Origin of the sequence: Methylobacterium organophilum (assembly GCF_022533465.1) — a bacterium.
In the GTDB taxonomy this organism is placed as follows: domain Bacteria; phylum Pseudomonadota; class Alphaproteobacteria; order Rhizobiales; family Beijerinckiaceae; genus Methylobacterium; species Methylobacterium organophilum.
This window is the reverse complement of record NZ_CP092848.1, coordinates 1,926,759-1,946,429: the sequence shown is the minus strand read 5'-3', so window position 1 is coordinate 1,946,429 and position 19,671 is coordinate 1,926,759. Positions and strand designations below refer to the sequence as shown.

Below are 19,671 nucleotides of genomic sequence, written 5' to 3'. Positions count from 1 at the left end.
GTCCTCCACCGCGCCCGCGCGTCCTCGCACGGGGCGGCGCGTCGCGACGCGCGCGATCGAGGCTTCACGCGCCGCCTTTCCGCCGAAGAATCCCTGCGGACGCATGCTTGTCGCGGGGGCGCCTCCGCCCATGTTGCGCTGCGAGGGGTTTTCGACAGAGCGGAGGACTTGGACAATGATCGTCCCGAAGACTCGCGATGGCATGAAACGAACGCTGCTCGGCCTTTCGCTTCTCGCGGCCGCCGTGGCGCCTCTGCCGGCGCTGGGGCAGGAGGGGCAGAGCGCCCCGCCCCCGATCACCCTGCCGATCGCCCCCCAGGACAACCCGCTCTCCAACGGCGATCTCGTCTTCTACGGCAATTACTGCGGCCCGGGCAGCAAGGGGCCGGGCCTGCCGCCGATCGATGCCCTCGACGCCGCCTGCATGCATCACGATGCCTGCTCGCCGGCGGTGGGCAGCGGCGCCCTGCCCAGCTGCGGCTGCAACCGCCGGCTCTACAAGGAGGCCCGGGCGGTCTCCCTGCGCCGGGACCTTCCCCAAGACACGCAGATGGCCGCCCAGGTGGTGATGGAGGGGGCGAAGACCCTCGCCTGCCGCTGAGCCGCCCACGGCACCGCCGCCTCGACGGGGGTGCCGCCGAAAGGCGTCAGGCCTGCGGCGTGTCGGGCACGATGCCCAGGGCGTCGAGCCCCTCGTCCAGGAGGTCGCTCGCGTTCGGCGTGCCGAGCAGCTCCTTCACCACGCCGTCGCCGGCCTCCTCGCGCTCGCGGGCGAAGCGCACGGCGTTCGGCCATTCGGCGGCTTCCATGTCGCCGCGGCCGACATAGAGGAGGGCGAGCAGGTTGGCACGCTCATCGTCGTTGAGCCCCCTCAGGAACGAGCGGATCTCGCCTTCCGTGGCATCGTCCGTGCCGCCCACGAGCACGTCGGTCGCGCCGTCATCGATGGGGTTCGAGCCGGAATCCGGATCCGTCGGGCCTTCCTTCACCTCGATCGCCCGCAGCCTGAGGATGGTCTCCGTGACCTTGTCGAGGGCGATGTCCATTCACGAAACTCCCGTCTCTGGCATGGCGGCGCGGAGGCGTCTCGCCGGCCCCGCCTTGGAGCCCCGACAACACGCCAGAGGCCCCGCGGGTTCGCTTGCCGGCTGCGGCCGTGCCGCCGCGCCATCCGACGAACCGAAATCATTGGATGCCGGCGCCGCAAGACTTCGTGCAACAATTGCGTTTGGCTAGAAGACGTCGTGACCCTTCCCGATCCGTCCCGCCTCGCCCCTCTCGGCGCCGCTCTCTGGGGTGCCGCCCTCCTGGCCGCGACCGGCCTTCCCCGGCCGGTTTCCGCCGAGACGGAGAACAGCCTGCCCGCCTGCTATCCCACGGCCGGAGGCGCCCTGGAGATCTGCCGGAGCCTGGGCGAACCGGAAGGGCTCCTGTTCGCGCCGCCCCCCTGCGCCTTCGCCTACGGCGTGCAGATCCTCCGCCTGAAATGGCGCGGGGCGCCGGGTCCGCTGCAATTCGTCTATCACGCCGAGCCGAAGCGCGAGACGCGGCGCGGCCACCGGGGGGCGGAGGACGGATGCCCGGGCGATCTGCGCGCCACCGATCCGAGCCTCGGCGGGACGCTGAGGACCGGCCGGCAAGCGGAGCAGCTCGTCGCGACGATGCCCCCCTCCGCCTATCGCTTCTGGGCCGGGCAGGCGGCCTCGGGCGAGGCGCCGCGGCGGAAGAAGCGCCGGCGGGGCCGCAGGGCGCGGGAAGAGCAGCACCAGGAGATCCGCATGGTCGCCGCGGCCGAGGAGGCCAGCGGCGCCCGCGATCCGATGACCGTGGCCGGCCGCGACTGGGCGGGCGACGACACCTATGCCGTCCTGATGCTCGCCACCGAGACCAACGACCAGGGGCGCCGTCACGTCCTGATCCAGGCCCGCACCGCGGATTTCGAGCATTTCGACCTGCGCACCCGCGACGAGAGCGGCGCCACCGCCTGGACGCCCTTCGGCGAAGAGGCGTCGCAGCCCCGGCGGCGCGGCCGGCGCAGCGCGCCGTCGGCGCCGGCCCTGGCACCGGTGCTCGACGAGGCCGGCAAGCCGATCACCGGCCATTGCGCGGCGCAGGGCGCCGAATCCCGAGGGCTGGTCGGCTCCGTGAGCGTGGTCGACCAGACCTATTACTACTTCTACACGGATGTGCTCCCGTCCGATTGCGGCGAGCCGGCGGCCAAGCGCCGGATGGGGCTCTACCTGCGCACCAGCAAGGACGTGATGGCCGAGCGCAGCTGGTCGGCACCGCGCATGATCATCGAGGGGCTGCCGCCGGACACCCTGATGCGGGTGGCCAAGGCCAAGGGCATGGAGCGCTGGGCGGTCGCCTATTCCTGCTTCCGGCCCGCCAACGCCCCGGGCGGCCCGGTGGCGGATGTCTGCCTCCAATACACGGCCACGCTCGCGCCCGGCACGATCGCGGGCCTCACCCTGTTCTCCGAGCCGGTCGGCGCCGTGCGCTCGCCGGCCTTCCTCGGCCTGCGCTCGGGGGGCGACGGCAGCGGACGCTACGGCCGCGACGGCTTCTTCTGGATGACCGACCGCTACGGCAACCTCGACACGCCGTCGATCTACCCCGGCAAGGACGGCTTCCTGACCTGGCTCGACCGCCAAGCCCCGCGCAGCGACGGCAGCGAGGGTTCGAGCCTCTATGGCCGCCCCGTCTACTGGTCGACCTGGAGCGTGCGGACACGCTAGGGCGCTCCCCGCCGACGCGGATCCGGTTCGGCGAAAGACAGCGCGTCAGGACAAGGGCCTGGGGCCGTGCCCGGATTCGTCTCAGCGCCGCGAGGCGAGGTCGCCCGCGCGCCGGTGCCACATCAGCATCAGGCCCGCCACGACGAGCCACGGGCAGGCGATCCCGATGAAGAACGACATCCGATGTCCTCCCACGGCGCCGGACGTCGCGGGCCATCCCGCACCGGCCCCAGAATGATAAGCCGGGCCGGCGCCGCCGCAAGGCTCGGGCGAGGCCCGGGGCTATCCCGGGCGCCCGTCCTCGCCGAGGATGACGCGGCGGTCGCCGATCCGGCGGGTGAAGCGGATCGCGTCGAGATGCTCCAGCAAGGGAATCGAGAACTTGCGGGAGATGCCGAGGGTCGCCCCCGCCTCCCGTGCCAGGAAGCCCTCCCCGCCCCGGTCGGCCGGATAGGTCTGCGCGAGTTGCCGCTTCGCCTGCGCGATGGCGTCCTTGTGGAACAGGATCGTCCGCTTCTGCACCCGGTCGAGGGCGCGCACGAGGGTGCCGGCGCCCAGCAGGAAGGCGAGCGCCTCACGCCGGCGGATGTCGCGGCCGACCGCCTCGATCTCGTCGGGCGGGGTCAGGCCGCCCTTGCGGAAGAGGGCCTCCAGGGCGCGGACATGTTCGGTGGCGTTGCGGGCGGGATCGAAATCCGCCCGGCGGAACAGCGTGCCCGCCTGAACCGCATCCTTCGTGGCGACGAGGTCGCGCAGGGCCGCGGCGGCGACGGCCTCGCCGAGGCCGCTCTCCCGGGCGAGCCGGTCGAGGGGGACGCCGTGCTCGATCGGGTGATCGCGGTGATGGCGGGCGAGCGCCGCCAGCACCGTCTCGCGCAGGCGCGTGAAATGCGCCGCATCGACGAGCCTGTCCCCGACCGGACGGGCGCGGATCTCGCTCAGGCGGCGGCGTACCCGATCCGGGGCCACGCCGACGGCGCGGACCAGATCGGCCTCGCTCACGCCCTCCAGGCCCCCCTGTGCCAAGCGGATGTCGAGGGCTTCGCGAGGGCCGCCGGCCGCGAGCGCGGCCAGATCCGCCAGCACCTTCGCGTCGTTGCGCTTGCGCCGCCGGGAGAGCGGATCGAGCACGCGGCCGCCGGCCACGGTGATCGGCGGCGCATCCAGGCGGAGGATGAAGGGCTCGCGCACCGGAAGCGCGATGTCCTCCTCGGCGCGCAGCTGCGCATAGGCGGTCTCGCCGGGCTCCAGGGCTTCCCGGTCGAGCAGGCGCAGGCGCGCGGGGACCTCGGCGGTGCCGTAGAGGAGCCGGCAGGCGGTGCCGCCGGCAAGCGGCGCCGCGGCGGAGGCCACGGCGGTGAGCACCACGTCGATCCAGCGGGTCGGCGCGAGAAGACCGGGCGCGCACAGGGCCTGGCCCCGGTGCAGATCGGACAATTCGATGCCGCGCAGGGCGACCGCCGTGCGCCGGCCGGGCTCCGCCGTCTGCACGCTGCGGCCGTGGATCTGCAGGCTGCGGACCGTGACGGCGCGGCCGCCCGGCATCAGCGCGAGCTTGTCGCCGACCGCGAGGGGGCCGCGGCGGAGCGTCCCGGTGACGACCGCGCCGAAGCCCGCCCGGGCGAAGACACGGTCCACCGGCAGATAGGGGAAGCCGTCGTCGATCGCCGCCGGGGCGTCCTTCAGGAGCGCGCCCAGGGCCTGGGCCAGGGCTTCGAGGCCGGTGCCGGCGACGACGGAGGTCGGCACCACCGCCGCCTGTTCGAGCCCTGCCCGCGCCGCCACCGCGGCGAGCTCCGCGCTGCGGGCGGCGACGGCCTCCGGGCTGACGAGGTCGCATTTCGTGAGGGCGATCACCCCCCGGCGCACGCCGACGAGCCGGGCGATCTCCAGATGCTCCACCGTCTGCGGCTTGATGCCCTCCTGCACGTCGACGGCGAGCAGAACCGCGCGCATGCCGGTGGCGCCGGAGATCATCGCCCGCACGAAGCGCTCGTGGCCGGGCAGGTCGACGAGGTCGATCTCACCCTCCGGCCGCCGCAGCAGGGCGAAGCCCGGGACGATGGAGACGCCGCGGGCCTGCTCCTCCTTCAGGCGGTCGGTCTCGACGCCGGTGAGGGCGCGGACGAGGGCGGTCTTGCCGTGATCGACATGGCCGATCACGCCGACGAGGAGCGACTTCATGGACTCGGGACGATGCAGGCGGTGACGGACAACCGCTGATTAGAGACGGCGTCCCCCCGGGTGAAGGCCCTTGCCGCGGTCAAGGCCGGATCAGGTCACGAAGAGCAGGTTGAGCCCGGCCTTGCGGAAGCCGTCCTCGACGATCTTCAGGTCGAGGCCGTAGGAGGCCACGTCGTCGGCGATGGGGTCGAGGGCCGGGTCGCGGTGCTGGTGCAGGTGCTTGAGATAGCTGTGGCAGGTGCCGCAGGCCTCGACCTGCACGTCCTTCGAGAGCTCGTCGAGGCCGTAATAGCTGATGTCCTCGCCGGAGCCGCAGGCGGCGCAGCGGATGCGCACGTGGTTCCACAGGGTGCCGCAGAGGGAGCAGGACAGGTAGCGGGCCTTGTCGGCCGGGGTCCAGGACACGATCAGGCTCGCGGTCGGCGCGCCGCCGCAGGCCGGGCAGACGCCGTCGGCGACCGGCTTCAGAGCCTTCGGGGTCAGCCGCGCGGCGAGCCCCGCGAGATGGACCTGAAGGGCGCCGGCGACGAAGACGCATTCGGCCATGCGCTCGACCGGGAAGGCGCCCTCGAAGATCTGCAGGGCGAGGTCGAGCCGGTCCTCGGCCGGCGCCGCCTTCAGCGCGGCGAGCGTCTGCCGCGCGGCCTCGGGCGCGCCGGAGAGGTCGACCTTGTCGAGCAGGGCGTCGAGGCAGGCGGGAAAGCCGCTTTCGTCGGAGAGCACGCTGCGCGAGAGCGCCGGCATGCCGTGCTCGGCGCGCAGGGCGAGATCCGCCTCGGAGACGGGCGCCCCCGCCTCGGAGCCGGGGCTCTCCGCCTGCACCGCGGCCTGGGCCTCGGCGATGGCCGCGAGGAACAGGAGGTAGCCGCCGAGGGGATGCTCGGGCGCGAGCGCCCGGAAGCGGGCGGCGCGATCCCGGAACAGCGTCTCCGGCGCCGGCAGCCGCACGAACGGCACCGCGCCCGAGATGCCGATCTGATCGGGATCGGGCTTGATCCGCTCGAGCCGGCGGGCGGTCGCCTGCCGGGCCTCCGCCTGCTCGGCGGGGGTGGAGGGCGTGTCGTTGCCCGCCCCCTCCTTCGAGGGAGCGCGCTTGAAGAAACGGGCCAAATCTCAGTGTCCGCGCTTGTCGGTCGATCCGGTGCGGGTCGGCAGGCTGGCCGCGATCTGGCGGAACCACTTGCGGTGGTGCCGGTAGGCCCAGCCCCCCGTCACCGTGCCGCGCACCATCGCCCGCCCGGTGCCGCGCACCCAGATGCCGGCATAGATGTGCACGACGATGATGGCGATGGCCACCACCGCGGCGAGCGAGTGGCCGAGGAGCGCCCAGCGCTGCGTCTCGATGGTGGTGGCGCCGCCGAAATACTGCTCCCAGATCGCCAGCCCCGTGACGAACATGATGCCGATCAGGGCGGTCTGCCCCCAGAACACGCCCTTCTGCCCGGCATTGTACTTGCCGAGCTCGGGCAGGCGGTCCTCGCGGTTGGTCACCACGTCGCCGATATGCTTCGACCATTCCACGTCGTCGCGGTTCGGGATGTTGAGCCGCCAGAAGCGGATGAACAGGAACGCGAAGCTGACCACCAGCGCGACGCCCATCCAGGGATGGAAGGCGCGCGTGGTCTGCCCCCCGCCGAACAGGGCGGTGAGGAAGTTCAGGTAGGGCGTGAACATCGCCAGCCCGGACAGGGTCAGCAGGGTGAACAGGATCGCGGTGATCCAGTGGTTCACCCGCTGCAGCCCGGTATAGCGGGGCACGTAGAGGACCTCGGACGCCTCGGTCTTCACTTCCCGAAGAGGCCGGACCTCGCTGTCGCGAACGTCGGTATGGATCGTCATCGGATCAGTCTCGTTCGAACGCCACCAGGGAGAATACCACGATCCGGCCGCTCACGACGGCCGGATCTCTCTGCCCCCTTCGCGCGCCGCCTTGTCCTTGAGGTCGATCGCCTCCTCTTCCTCCTCCGGCACCACCTCGTTCGGACCGGCGGTGACGTAGTGGAAGAAGCCCGCGAGGGCCGCAAAGCCCATCGTGGCGAGGCCGAACACCTTGGCGCCCCCCTTCCAGAAGGAGACGAGCGGCGAGATCTTCGGATCGTCCGGCAGGCCGTTATAGAGGTGCGGCTTGTCGTTGTGGTGGAGCACGTACATCACGTGCGTGCCGCCGACCCCCTTCGGGTCGTAGAGCCCCGCATGGTCGAACCCGCGCGACTTGAGGTCGTCGATCCGGTCATGCGCCTGTTCGACCATGGCCTCCTTGGTGCCGAACATGATCGCGCCGGTGGGGCAGGCCTTGGCGCAGGCCGGGGCCTGGCCGACGGCGACGCGGTCCGAGCACAGGGTGCACTTGTAGGCCTTGCGGTCGGTCTTCGAGATGCGCGGGATGTTGAAGGGGCAGCCCTTCACGCAATACGCGCAGCCGATGCAGTTCTCCTCGACGAAGTCGACGATGCCGTTGGAGTACTGCACGATCGCCCCCGGCGACGGGCAGGCCTTGAGGCAGCCCGGGTCGGTGCAGTGCATGCAGCCGTCCTTGCGGATCAGCCATTCGAGATTGCCGGCCTCGTTCTCGTATTCGGTGAACCGCATCAGGGTCCACGTCTTCGCGGTGAGGTCGTGCGGGTTGTCGTAGACGCCGACATTGATGCCGACGTCGTCGCGCAGGTCGTTCCACTCCTCGCAGGCCGATTGGCAGGCCTTGCAGCCGATGCACTTCGACACGTCGATGAGCTTGGCGACCTCCTCCTGGGCGCGGATGGCCGGCGGCTGGTCCGTGGAGGCGGAGCGCTGCCGGATATCGAGGGAGCTGTAGTCAGCCATGGTTCACACCCTCCCTCACGCGACCCGGTCCGACGGAGGCGAGGTCGGCTCGATGTTCACGAGCCAGGCCTTGAACTCCGGCGTCTCGGTGTTGGCGTCGCCGACCACGGGGGTCAGCGAGTTCGGGTGCCATCCTTTCTTGGTCTGGCCGATGAAGCCCCAGTGCTGCGGCATGCCGACCACGTGGACCTTCTTGCCGTCGCAGATCAGCGGCTTGATGCGCTTGGTCACCACCGCCTTGGCCTTCACCGAGCCGCGCTTCGACCAGACGCGGACCCAGTCGCCCTTGGCGATGCCCTTCTCGCGGGCGAGCTCCTCGGAGATCTCGACGAAGGCCTCCGGCTGGAGGATCGCGTTGATCTTCGCGTGCTTGGTCCAGCCGTGGAAATGCTCCGTCAGCCGGTAGCTCGTCGCCGCGTAGGGGAACTCCTCCGAGGTGCCGAGATCGGCCAGGTCACCCTTGAAGATGCGGGCGGCGGGCGCGCCCTTGATCTTCGGGAAGGCGGCGTTGGCGACCGGGGACTCGAAGGGCTCGTAATGCGTCGGGAACGGCCCGTCGCGCATGAGGCCCCGGGTCCATAGCCGGGCGACGCCCTCCTGGTTCAGGATGAACGGGCCCATGCCCTTCTCGGGGGCCACGGTGGCGCCGTAGTCCGGCACGTCGAAGCCGACCCACTGCTTGCCGTTCCACTCGATGAGCTTCTTCTTCTCCGACCAGGGCTTCCCGTCCGGGTCGCACGAGGCGCGGTTGTAGAGCACGCGGCGGTTGGCCGGCCAAGCGAAGGCCCAGTTCGGCGCGATGCCGCGATTGCCGGGATCGGTGTTGTCCCGGCGGGCCATGGTGTTGCCCTTCTCGGTGTAGCAGCCCGAGTAGATCCAGCAGCCACAGGCGGTCGAGCCGTCGTCCTTGAGCTGCGCGAACCCGTCGACCTGCCTGCCGGCGGGGATCGTCGCCCCCGTGGCGTCCTGGATCGGGGCCAGCGTGTAGCCGTTGAGCTCGCGGGCGAGCTCCACCGGCGTCGGCGATTCCGCCAGGGCGTAGTTCCAGGTCAGGTTGACGATCGGATCCGGGAAGGCGCCGCCGTCCTTCTGGTACATCGCCTTCATCCGAAGGAAGATCGCCGACATGATCTCGATGTCCGAGCGGCACTCGCCCGGCGCATCCTGAGCCTGCCAGTGCCATTGCAGCCAGCGCGAGGAGTTCGAGAGCGACCCCTCCTCCTCCGCGAACAGCGTGGTCGGCAGCTCGAAGACTTCCGTCTGAATCTTCGTCGGATCGACGTCGTTGTACTCGCCGTGGTTCTCCCAGAAGCGGGCCGTCTCGGTCTGGAGCGGGTCCATGACCACGAGGAACTTCATCTTCGAGAAGGCCTCGGTCATCTTGGCGCGGTTCGGGAACGACAGCAGGGGGTTGAAGCCCTGGATGACGTAGCCCGTCATCTTGCCCTGCTTGGCGAGCTCGAACCCGCGGATGACGTCGTAGGTCGGCACGTCGAGCTTGGGCAGATAGTCGTACGCCCAGTCGTTCTCCTTCTGCGCCTTGTCGCCCCACATCGCCTTCTGGAAGGAGACGAAGAACTTGTTGTAGTTCTGCCAGTAGCTCATCTGGCCGGGGCGCAGCGGCTTGAACTGCCGCTTGGCGATGTAGGACGCGTAATCCGGCTCCTTCTCGATCGGGATGTTCAGATAGCCGGGGATGAGGTTGCTCATCAGCCCGATATCCGTGAGCCCCTGGATGTTCGAGTGGCCGCGCAGGGCGTTCATGCCGCCGCCCAGCATGCCGATATTGCCGAGCAGGGTCTGCACGATGCACATCGAGCGGATGTTCTGCGAGCCCTTGGAATGGTGCGTCCAGCCGAGCGCGTAGAGCGAGGTCATCGTCTTCTCGGGCGACGACGTCTCCGCGATCATCTGGCAGACCTTGAGGAAGGTCTCCTTGGGCGAGCCGCAGATCCGCTCCACCATCTCGGGCGTGTAGAGCGCGATGTGCTTCTTCAGGAGCTGCATCACGCAGCGCGGATGCTGCATCGTCTCGTCGACGACGGCGTAACCGTCGGGACCGATCTCGTAGTCCCAGGTGGTCTTGTCGTAGTCGCGCTTGTCCTCCGAGTAGCCCGAGAATAGGCCCTCTTCGAACCCGTAGCCGTCCTTCACCACGAACGCGGCGTTGGTGTAGGCGGTGAGATAGCGATGCTGGAGCTTGTCGTTGTCGATCAGGTACTTGGCGACACCCGACAGGAACGCGATGTCCGTCCCCTGCCGGATCGGGCAGTAGAGATCGGCCACCGAGGCGGTGCGCGTGAAACGAGGATCGATGACGATGAGCTTGGCGTTGTTGTGCGCCTTGGCTTCCACCACCCACTTGAACCCGCAGGGGTGAGCCTCGGCGGCATTGCCGCCCATCACGGTGATGAGGTCCGCGTGCTTGATGTCCATCCAGAGGTTGGTCATCGCACCGCGGCCGAAGGAGGGCGCCAAACTGGCGACCGAAGGACCGTGTCAAACCCTGGCTTGGTTGTCGAAGACCAGGGCCCCCATGCTTCGGACCGTCTTGTAGGTCAGCCAGGCCGTCTCGTTGGTGGTGGCCGAGGCGCCCAGGAAGCCGGTGGTGATCCATCGGTTGACCGTGAGGTCGCCGTTCTTGGCCACGAAGTTCTTGTCGCGGTCCTCCTTGAGGAGCGTCGCGATCCGGTCGAGGGCGAAGTCCCAGGAGACCCGCTTGAACTCGGTCGTGCCGGGCGCCCGGTATTGCGGGTACTTCGTGCGGGTCTCGGACCGGATGAAGTCGAGGAGCGCCGAGCCCTTCGGGCAGAGCGTGCCGCGGTTGACCGGATGATCCGGGTCGCCCTCGACATGCATCACCGCGGACTTGGCGTTCTTCGAACGGTCGCCGAGGCTGTAGAGGATGACGCCGCAGGCCACCGAGCAATACGGGCAGGTGTTCCGCGTCTCGCGCATCTGCGCGAGCTTGTAGGGCCGCACCGCGGCGGCCATGGCGGGCTCGAGCCCGCCGAATCCGAGGGCGCCGAGCGAGCCCCCTGCGAGGCCGGCGCCCAGCCCCTTCAACAACCCGCGCCGCGAGACCTGGACCGTCATGGCCTGACCCTGTTGAGAGGTATTCTCATTCCAAATCGTTTCCCAGGAACGCGCCCTGGTGGCAAGTGCGGTCGCGTGACACACGACCCTAAATTGTTGCGCGCAATCGATACGTTCGAAGGCCGGATTCCATCCCAAGCGATGGCGGGTTAGCCCTCCTTATTTCGACGGCGAGGCCGGATTGCTGCCGGACGGGTTCGGCGTGCGGTGCGGGAGCGGCTCCTGGGGCTCCTGGCCGGTCTTGTTGGGGGTTTCGCTCGGCGGCACCGGGCGGTCCTTGTTCTGCGCGGTCGACTGGCCGCCCGGATCGGGCGCGTCCTTGCCGGCGGATTGCTCCCGCGGCACCGGCGCCTGGCTCCAGCCGTCATTGGCGCTGCGCGACGTGTCCCCGAGCACGTCCTGCCCCTTGATGCCGCCCTTGTCCTGCGCAAGGGCAGGCAGCCCCGAGGCGGCGAGCAGGAGCACGGCGGCGGCGAAACGGGTGAGATGCGGCACGGCGGCCCTCGATCGTTGCGGATCCAGGGAAAGCGCGCCCGCGCCGCGGGAGTTCCTGCCTCAGAAGCCGCGGGCGGCGATCAGGTCGCGCAGGGTGGTGATGGTGGAAGAGTCGGCGACGCCGTCGACCCGCGCCTGCCGGAAATGGCGCTGGAAGGCCGTCACCACCGCCTCCGTCCGGGCATCGAAGAGGCCGGTCACCGGCTGGTCGTAGCCGTAGAGGGCGAGCATGGCCTGGAGCGCCTCGACCGGCCGGCCGGATTCGCCCCGGCTGAGGAAGCGGCCGTCGCGGATCGGGCTCGGCGGCACGTGATGGCCGATGCCCGCCGCGGCGAGACGATCCCAGGGAAAGTTCTCGCCGGGATCCTCCTTGCGCTCCGGCGCCACGTCCGAATGGGCGAGCACCCGCGCCGCGGGGATGCGCCGGCGCGCGACGATGTCCTGGCACAGGGCGATCACCCCCGCGATCTGCGCCTCCGGATAGGGCGGCAGGCCGCCGTCATGGCCGGGATGGACGATCTCGACGCCGATGGAGCGGGAATTGATGTCGGTCTCGCCCATCCAGACGGCCCGCCCCGCATGCCAGGCGCGGCGCGCCTCGGGCACGAGCTGCACCGCGCGGCCATCTTCGTAGACGAGATAATGGGCCGAGACCTCGGCGGCGGGGTCGCGCAGCCGGGCGAGCGCCAGGGCGGCGTTCTCCATGCCGGTATAGTGGAGGATCAGCATGTCCGGGGCGGCACCGCTGCGCTCCCCGTGATTCGGCGAAGGCAGGACCTTCTCCGCGAACGGGCTGTCGGGGACGAGGCTCACGTGATGCCCCGCTCCGCGGCGATGCGGTCCCAGGCCGCGTTCAGGGCGGCGAGCCGGTGGGTCGCGATCGCCACCGCCTCCGGCGGCAGGCCGCGGGCCATGGCCCGGTCGGGATGGTTCTCGGCCACGAGCCGGCGGTACTGCGCCTTGAGGGCGGCGTCGTCCGCCTCCCGGCCGAGGCCGAGCACGAGATAGGGATCGTCGGGCAGGCGGACATGCCGGGCGGCGACGCGCAGGAAGCCCGCCTCGTCGAGGCCGAAGATCGCCGCCACGTCGCGCAGATAGCGCTCCTCCTTCTCGTGGATCGCGCCGTCGGCCTTGGCGATGTGGAAGAGGCCGTCGAGCACGTCCTCGAGCAGGGCCGGCTCGTCGCGGAAGGTCGAGGCGAGCTGCTGGGCATAGGCCTCGAAGCCGGCGGTCGTCGTCTTGGCGAGGTCGAACAGGCGCGCGACCCCGGGCCGGGCCGCGGGCGCGACCTGGACCACGCGGTCGAAGGCCTCGATCTCGGAGGGCGTCACCACCCCGTCGGACTTCGCCATCTTGGCGGCCAGCGCCACGAGGCCGGTGGTGAAGACCACGTCCTTGGGCGTCGCGCCGAGCAGCGCGCCCTCGCGGTCGACCAGGAAATGCCCGGCCACGCCGCCGAGCAGGGCGCCGAGCGGCCCGCCGAGCAGGGCCCCGAGCCCGGCGCCCCCGATCTTGCCCCAGAGACCGGCGCTCATGTGCGGGGCGCTCCTGCGCGGAGGGCGCCCGCGGACGGGACGGGCGGGGCGGCGGGGGAAAGCAAGGTCGGCATCATCGGCAGGCTGTCGCGGCTTCGCCGGTTAACCCCGGAAGCGCGCGCCGGTGCAACCGCGCCGTGGCGGCTCCGCCGCCGAAAACGCGAAGGCCGGGGCGATCGCCCCGGCCTCGCGCGCTTGAATTCAACCCTGACGGCGATTCTTAACGGCAGTACACGTCGCCATAGGCGTCGCGGTAGGTGCCGTAGGGGCAGCGCGGCGCGGTGGCCGCACCGGCGATGGCGCCGCCGGCGCCGATGGCCGCGCGCCGCGCGAGCGCGCCGCCGGCCCGGCCCGTGGCGAGGCCGCCGATCGCGGCGCCGAGGCCGGCGCCGAGGGCACCGCCGCCGAGGGCCCGGTCCTGGGGCGTGTTGCAGGCGCCGACGGACAGGGCGAGCGTACCTGCGAGCACGGCTGCGACGAGCTTCTTCATGACCGAGAACTCCCTTGTGCGGTCCCGCGCCCGGCCTGATTTCACCGTGGCGCCCTAACCCAGCTTAGCCATTATGCACATGAATGGCGCCGGAACGGTCTAGGTTCCGCCTCTTTCGTCGGGGGGCATGACTTTTTTGCCGCAGACCGCCATGTGTGCGGCGGAACGCAGCCGGCCCGTCACCCATCTCGAGGATTCCATGCCCAAAGCCACCCTGATCGTCCGCAAGCCCGCCGTCCGGCCCGAGCAGGTCGTCGACACGATCGCGCTCGACCATGCCGGCCGGCGCGCGACGCACGGCGCCCTCACCGCCGCGGGCGGCCTCGGCTTCGAGCTCGCCCTCTCCAACGCCGCCGGTCTGGAGGACGGGGACGCCCTGAAGCTCGAGGACGGGCGCCTGGTCGCCATCCGCGCGGCGGACGAGCCGCTCCTCGAAGTCCGCGCCGGCAACCCGGCCCGGCTGCTGCGCCTCGCCTGGCAGCTCGGAGGCGAGCACGTCCCCACCGAGGTCGGCTCCGAAGCCCTCTACGTTCCGGTCACCGCCAACGCCCTGGTCCGCAACGCCGGCTGCGAAGCCGCCCCGGTCACCCGCCCCTTCAAGCCCGAAAAGCCCCCCCACGACCATAGCCAGTGCGGCCACGACCACCATCATCACGATCATGGGCACGGGCACGGCCATGCCCAGGCTCACGACCATGCGCACGATCACGGACATGAGCATAAGCACGGTGCCGAGTGCGGCTGCGGCCATGATCACCATGACCACGACCATAAGCACGGGCATCACCACGACCATTGAGGCCCTCGCGTTGAAGCCGAAACGGCGAGGAGCTATCCGCTCGCGATGACCAAGCCTCTCCTCAATGCCGAAGACCTGCGCTTCACAGTGGCACCGATGATGGACTGGACCGATCGGCGCTGCCGGTCGTTCCACCGTGTCCTATCGCGCCGGGCCCGGCTCTATACCGAGATGGTGACGACGGGCGCCGTGCTGCACGGACCGCGGGACCGGCTGCTCGGCTTCGACGCCGTCGAGCATCCTGTCGCCGTGCAGCTCGGCGGCTCGGATCCGGCCGATCTGGCGGCGACCGCCCGGATCGCCGCCGATTACGGCTACGACGAGGTCAACCTCAATGTCGGCTGCCCCTCCGACCGAGTGCAGGAGGGCCGGTTCGGCGCCTGCCTGATGCGCGAGCCCGCCCTGGTCGGCGACTGCGTGTCGGCGATGAAAGCGGCCGTCTCGATTCCGGTGACGGTGAAGTGCCGCATCGGCGTCGACGACCAGGATCCGGAAAAGGCCCTCGACAGCCTCGCGCAGGCGGTGATCGCAGCGGGCGTCGACGGGCTGATCGTGCATGCCCGCAAAGCCTGGCTGAAGGGTCTGTCGCCGAAGGAGAACCGGGACATCCCGCCCCTCGATTACGGCCGGGCGGCCCGCCTGAAGGCGGTCCATCCCGCCCTGCCGATCGCGGTCAATGGCGGCGTCACCACGATCGCGCAGGCCAAGGCGCTCCTGCACGACCTCGACGGCGTCATGATCGGCCGGGCGGCCTATAGCGACCCGGCAATCCTGCTCGACGTGGATTCCGAGATGTTCGGAGAGACGCCGCCGGTCGCCAACGCCTTCGAGGCGGTGGAAGCCTTTGCTCCCACCATCGCCCGCGGCCTCGAAGAGGGACTGCGGCTGCACGCCTTCACCCGGCACATGCTCGGCCTGTTCAACGGGCGCCCGGGCGCTCGGGCCTATCGCCGCCATCTTGCCACCGCCGGTATGGCGCCCGAGGCCGGGCTCGCCACGCTGCGGGAGGCCGTGGCCCATGTCATGCGGGCGACGGCTTCGGCCTACGGCACCGACGAGGGGTGGCAGACGGCCTGCTAGCACGCGCCGAAATGGATGCCAGCTCGGCGAGAGAACGCGCATCGAGACGAGGTTCGCCAATGCCTTTCTTTTCGCCGGCAAATTAGTCAAAAATCTTATTCGGCAAATATTTGTGGCAGCTGAAACACATGCTTCCGAAACAAATATTGTGACGGATTATGACTGAGCGTTGAACCGTAGCAGCCGCTACGCCTCCGGGAAGCAACCACCAGCTGACTCGCTCCCCGGGGGACCTTCATCATGCGGTTCGATCACGGCGTCTCGGTCGCGGCCATCCTGGCCGCCACGATCGGGGCAGGCGCGGCTCAGGCCCAGACGGCCAACACCACGCCCGCCAACGTCAACGTCCTCAACCTGCTCTCGCCCTTCCTGGGCCTCAACGCGACGGCAACGGGCCAGGCCACGCTCCAGACCAATCTCGACCAGACGGTCGCCCTGAACAACGGGGCGTCCTCAGACCGGCAGGCCCAGGCGATCAGCGATAAGAATCTGCCCGGCAACGCGAGCAACAATCTCTCCTCGGTCGGCCTCGGCATCTACGGCCCGGGCGCCAACCTCGCCGGCGGCCTGCCCGCCCAGACCCCGATCAACGGCATCACGCCGATTCAGGCGGTGGGCGGCCTCGGCGCCCGACTCGGTCCGATCTTCCAGCGCGGCACCGCCAACGGCACGAGCGGCCCCCTCGGCGCCACCGTGGACCTGCTCGCCCGCGCCTCTTCCTTCACCGGCACCGATCTCGGCGTCGCCAAGAACTTCTTCGCCAACGGCGCGCCGAACAATCCGGCCGTGACGCCCGCGGGCTACGTCCCCATCCCCGCTGTCGCCCCGGCCGGTCATACCCTGCCGAGCTTCAACGGCCTGCCGAACACGAGCAACAGTGTCTACGATCTCGCCTATGGCGTGACCAACACGCAGCCGGGCCAGAACGTCTACGGCGATTCTCGCCCCGTGCAGGTCGTGCCGGATCGCCTGAACAAATTCGACCCGACCGCCCTCGGCGGGCTGGCGACCAACCCCTCCTTCCCGAGCGGGCACACCACCTACGCCTTCACCGACAGCATCCTGATCGCGATGCTGGTGCCGCAGCAATACCAGAGCATGATGGCCCGTGCCGCCGATTACGGAGCGAGCCGCATTATCCTCGGCGTGCATTACCCGCTCGACATCATCGGCGGCCGGGCGCTCGCGAGCTACGACCTCGCTCAGGCCTTCACCAATCCGCTCTACGTCAACAACGCGGCCACCACCGGCACGGCGATCAACCTGCCGAGCCTGTTCACCCAGGCCTCGGGCCAGATCCAAGCCTATCTCTCCGCGCAATGCGGCGACACCGTCGCCAATTGCGCCTCGAGCGCAGCCAACAACGCGGGCAATCCCTATACCGCCTCCGCCGCGAACCAGGCCCTCTACCAGCAGCGCCTGACCTACGGGCTGCCGACACTGAGCTTCGCCGCCGCCCCGCGCGAGGCGGCACCGGCCAATGGCCCCGACGCCTCGATCCTGCTCGCCCCGCTCTACGGCGGCAGCACCGCTGCGGCCAAGACGATCGCGCCCACGGGCGGCCTCTACGGTTCGCTGCAATCCGGCACGATCAACCAAATCCTGGTGAACACCGAGACCAATGCGCTCGCCGCCTTCTACGGCACGCCCCTCAGCTACTGGAGCCGCATCGACCTCTATTCGGCCGCCGGCTATTTCGGGAACGTCACCGGCAGCCTGCGGATGGACCCACTCGACCGGCTGACCACCGACGTCATCGTCGGCAATGGCGGCACGCTCTTCGCGGACGGCACCATCACCGGCCGCACCGTCCTGACCGCTGGCGCCGTCCTCGGCGGCACGGGCAGCCTCGGCAGCCTTACGGCCCTGAGCGGTTCGACGGTCGCCCCCGGCAACGGTCTTGGCACACTGACGGTGGCCGGGAATGCCGCCTTCCTCTCGGGAGCGACCTACCAGGTCCAGGCCAATGCCGCCGGCCAGGCTTCGCGCCTCGCCGTCGGCGGTAGCGCCAGCCTCGGCGGCACAGTGGACGTGCAGGCCCAGGGCGGCCTCTACGCCCCGCGCACGGCCTACACCATCCTGACCGCCCAGGGCGGCGTGAGCGGCCAGTTCTCCAACGTCAGCGCGAACTTCGCCTTCCTCACCCCGAGCCTGCGCTACCAGGCCAACGAGGTCGATCTGACGCTGACCCGCAACGACATCGCCTTCGCCGCCATCGCGCAGAACCGCAACCAGGCCGCCGCGGCCGATGCAGTGCAGAGCGCCGGCCCCGGGGCGGGTGTCTATGACCGCACGGTCGGTCTCACCACGGCGGAGGCGCAGGACGCCTTCCAGGCCCTGTCGGGCGACGTGCATGCGAGCGCCGCCTCGGCCGAGTTCGGCACCGCCTTCTTCGTCCGCGAGGCCATCCTCGACCGGCTGCGCCGGGGCGGCAGCCCGGGCTATGCCGAGACCGCTGATTTCGGCAACCTGCCGGCGACCTACACCGCAGACCTGCCAGGCCGCACGGCGCCGGTGGCGGTGGTGCCCGCCCGGGTGATCGACCCGCGGGTATTCGGGCTGTGGGGCCAGGGCTTCGGCAGCTTCGGCGACGTCCGCAGCGATGGCAACGCCGCCGGGTTCACCCGCCAGACCAGCGGCTTCGTGCTCGGCGCCGACCTGCGGCTTGAGAACGGCTTCCGTCTGGGCGTGGCCGGCGGCTACGCCTTCACCAATCTCGACACCAGCGGCCGCCAGCAGACGGGCGAGATCGGGAGCGGCTTCGGCGCGGTCTATGGCGGCACCGAGCTCGGCCCGGTCGCCCTCCGGCTCGGCGCGGTCTATGCTGACAATTCCCTGCGCACGCGCCGCACCGTCACCTTCCCCGGCCTGTCCGAGGTCGAGACGGCGCGCTACGGCGGCTCCACGGTGCAGGGCTTCGGCGAGCTCGGCTACCGCTTTGCCCTGGGCTCCGGCGCCCCTTCCGCCCTCGTCAGCAAGGACCCGGTGGTCGCGCCCGCCGCGCCGCTCTCCTACATCGAGCCCTTCATCGGCGGCGCCTATGTCAGCATCCACCACGACCGCTTCGCGGAGACGGGCGGCCTAGCGGCCCTGCGCGGCTTCGGCCGCGACACCGATGTCGGCACCTTTACCGCGGGCGTGCGGGCGCAGACGGTGTTCGACCTTGGGCTCGGCGCGCCGGTCTCGGCCTATGCCATGGCCGGCTATCGCCGCGCCTTCGGCGACGTGGTGCCGACCGCGCTCCTGGCCTTCGGCACCGGCCCGAGCTTCGTGACGGCCGGCATCCCGATCGACCGGGATGCCCTGGTGGCCAATGCCGGCCTCGACCTGCGCGTCTCGGCCAATGCCACGATCGGCATCGCCTATACCGGCCAGGTCGGCGAGCGGGCCCAGGACCACGCGGTGAAGGGCAACTTCACCCTGCGCTGGTGAGGCCAGCAAGCCTTCCGGCGCGACCATGACGCGGCAGATACGAAAGGGCGTCGCCGGCAACGGCGGCGCCTTTTCGGTTCGGGCGGAGGCTTCAGCGGCTGCGCAAGATCAGTCGGTCGCCGCGCACCTCGTAGGAGGGTAGGCGGGTGAGGAAGCTCTGGCCGAGCAGGTTCTCGGACAATGTGCCCGGCCGGCTCACCATGGCATCGACGCGGCGTTCGGTGATCGGGCCAATCGTGATCGATTCGAGCTGGGTCGGGGCGGCGAGCGTCGTGCCATTGGCGGTCGCGACGCGAATATGGAAATCCGCGGCCTCCGGCCTGATCCCGAGCGCGGCGGCTGTGTCCGCAGTGAGCACGACGCTGCTCGCTCCGGTGTCGAAAGCGAAGCGGCGCTCACCCTGGCCGTTCACGTCGGCGAGCACGGAGAAGCCGCCGTCGGAGCGGCGGGTGATCGTCACCTCGCCGCCCGGCCCGACCACCGCCGTACCCGGGCGAAGCACGCCCATCAGGTTGGCGCCGACCTCCTGCGCCTGCTCACGATAGGCATAGGCGCCGATCACCACGAGGAAGAGCACGACCCAGATCGCGAGCTGCCCCAACGTCCGCCCGGCCCCCTCGCGAAAACGGCGCAGGAAGCCGGTCCCGAACAGGATCAAGAGCGCCCCCCCGGAGGCGAGGCCGGCGATCTGGTCCGAGCTGAGGCCGCCGAAGCCATTGCTGGCATCCGTCGCCACGAGGACGACGAGGGCAAGGCCGAGAAGGCCGAGGAGGAACCACATCATCGTCGGGGTGCGACCTCCCGATCCGGATAGGCCCGGCGCAGGCGCTCGGGCAGCTCGGCCATGATGGCCCGGCGTTGCGGCTCGGAGAGGGAGCCCCAGGCGCCGATCTCCCCGCGGGTGCGCCCACAGCCCTCGCACAGGCCCGTCACGGCATCGAGGATGCAGACCTTGGTGCAGGGGCTCGACGGCTTCGGCGCGGCGGAGACGAACATGGGCGT

At 70.3% G+C, this 19,671-nt stretch carries 17 protein-coding genes; 5 read left to right on the top strand and 12 right to left on the bottom strand.

The window, feature by feature from the left end:
* The first annotated feature begins 202 nt into the window (after positions 1-202).
* Positions 203-601 (top strand): phospholipase A2 family protein, encoded by a 399-nt coding sequence (locus MMB17_RS09040; RefSeq protein ID WP_241101773.1) that lies wholly within the window; start codon positions 203-205, stop codon positions 599-601.
* 46 nt (positions 602-647) lie between these two features.
* Here the strand turns inward: MMB17_RS09040 and MMB17_RS09035 are convergent, their stop codons facing one another.
* A complete protein-coding gene (locus tag MMB17_RS09035) occupies positions 648-1,046 on the bottom strand; it encodes a DUF3775 domain-containing protein (RefSeq protein ID WP_241101772.1) in 399 nt (132 codons plus the stop codon).
* Positions 1,047-1,244: 198 nt separating this feature from the next.
* Between MMB17_RS09035 and MMB17_RS09030 the strand changes: the two genes are divergently transcribed.
* On the top strand, positions 1,245-2,738 hold the full coding sequence (locus tag MMB17_RS09030; RefSeq protein WP_241101771.1) for a hypothetical protein: 1,494 nt from the start codon (positions 1,245-1,247) through the stop codon (positions 2,736-2,738).
* A gap of 282 nt (positions 2,739-3,020) precedes the next feature.
* Here MMB17_RS09030 and selB read toward each other — a convergent pair whose 3' ends face one another.
* The 9 genes from selB to MMB17_RS08985 form a co-directional block, all read right to left on the bottom strand.
* A complete protein-coding gene (gene selB, locus MMB17_RS09025) occupies positions 3,021-4,922 on the bottom strand; it encodes a selenocysteine-specific translation elongation factor (protein ID WP_241101770.1) in 1,902 nt (633 codons plus the stop codon).
* 90 nt (positions 4,923-5,012) lie between these two features.
* The gene (gene fdhE / locus MMB17_RS09020; RefSeq protein WP_241101769.1) at positions 5,013-6,032 is read right to left on the bottom strand and encodes a formate dehydrogenase accessory protein FdhE; all 1,020 of its coding nucleotides are present in this window, start codon (positions 6,030-6,032) and stop codon (positions 5,013-5,015) included.
* Between the two features lie 3 nt (positions 6,033-6,035).
* Positions 6,036-6,761: a formate dehydrogenase subunit gamma gene (locus tag MMB17_RS09015; protein WP_238309194.1), complete on the bottom strand. Its 726-nt coding sequence runs from the start codon at positions 6,759-6,761 to the stop codon at positions 6,036-6,038.
* A 51-nt stretch (positions 6,762-6,812) separates the two neighbouring features.
* Positions 6,813-7,742, bottom strand: coding sequence for a formate dehydrogenase subunit beta (fdxH, locus tag MMB17_RS09010; protein ID WP_241101768.1), 930 nt, complete (start codon positions 7,740-7,742; stop codon positions 6,813-6,815).
* Positions 7,743-7,757: 15 nt separating this feature from the next.
* Positions 7,758-10,838: a formate dehydrogenase-N subunit alpha gene (gene fdnG, locus MMB17_RS09005; RefSeq protein WP_241101767.1), complete on the bottom strand. Its 3,081-nt coding sequence runs from the start codon at positions 10,836-10,838 to the stop codon at positions 7,758-7,760.
* Between the two features lie 159 nt (positions 10,839-10,997).
* Entirely contained in the window at positions 10,998-11,333 is a 336-nt protein-coding gene (locus MMB17_RS09000) for a hypothetical protein (protein ID WP_241101766.1), read from the bottom strand.
* A 60-nt stretch (positions 11,334-11,393) separates the two neighbouring features.
* A complete protein-coding gene (locus MMB17_RS08995) occupies positions 11,394-12,146 on the bottom strand; it encodes an N-acetylmuramoyl-L-alanine amidase (protein WP_241101765.1) in 753 nt (250 codons plus the stop codon).
* Entirely contained in the window at positions 12,143-12,868 is a 726-nt protein-coding gene (locus MMB17_RS08990) for a J domain-containing protein (RefSeq protein ID WP_241101764.1), read from the bottom strand. The genes MMB17_RS08995 and MMB17_RS08990 overlap by 4 nt, the downstream gene beginning before the upstream one ends.
* 220 nt (positions 12,869-13,088) lie before the next feature.
* Complete coding sequence (locus MMB17_RS08985) at positions 13,089-13,358, bottom strand: hypothetical protein (protein ID WP_241101763.1); 270 nt, start codon at positions 13,356-13,358, stop codon at positions 13,089-13,091.
* A 199-nt stretch (positions 13,359-13,557) separates the two neighbouring features.
* Here MMB17_RS08985 and MMB17_RS08980 point away from each other — a divergent pair, with 199 nt between their 5' ends.
* The 3 genes from MMB17_RS08980 (at position 13,558) to MMB17_RS08970 (ending at position 18,669) form a co-directional block, all read left to right on the top strand.
* Positions 13,558-14,157 carry an urease accessory protein UreE gene (locus MMB17_RS08980; protein ID WP_241101762.1) on the top strand — a complete coding sequence of 200 codons (600 nt, stop codon included), beginning with the start codon at positions 13,558-13,560 and terminating at the stop codon, positions 14,155-14,157.
* A gap of 96 nt (positions 14,158-14,253) precedes the next feature.
* Positions 14,254-15,237, top strand: coding sequence for a tRNA dihydrouridine(20/20a) synthase DusA (gene dusA, locus MMB17_RS08975; protein WP_241102157.1), 984 nt, complete (start codon positions 14,254-14,256; stop codon positions 15,235-15,237).
* 240 nt (positions 15,238-15,477) lie between these two features.
* A complete protein-coding gene (locus MMB17_RS08970; protein WP_241101761.1) occupies positions 15,478-18,669 on the top strand; it encodes an autotransporter family protein in 3,192 nt (1,063 codons plus the stop codon).
* A gap of 91 nt (positions 18,670-18,760) precedes the next feature.
* On the opposite strand, the gene MMB17_RS08965 is transcribed toward MMB17_RS08970, so the two are convergent.
* On the bottom strand, positions 18,761-19,453 hold the full coding sequence (locus tag MMB17_RS08965; protein WP_241101760.1) for a retropepsin-like aspartic protease family protein: 693 nt from the start codon (positions 19,451-19,453) through the stop codon (positions 18,761-18,763).
* Positions 19,450-19,665 carry a DUF1289 domain-containing protein gene (locus MMB17_RS08960; RefSeq protein WP_238309624.1) on the bottom strand — a complete coding sequence of 72 codons (216 nt, stop codon included), beginning with the start codon at positions 19,663-19,665 and terminating at the stop codon, positions 19,450-19,452. The genes MMB17_RS08965 and MMB17_RS08960 overlap by 4 nt, the downstream gene beginning before the upstream one ends.
* Positions 19,666-19,671 lie beyond the last annotated feature (6 nt).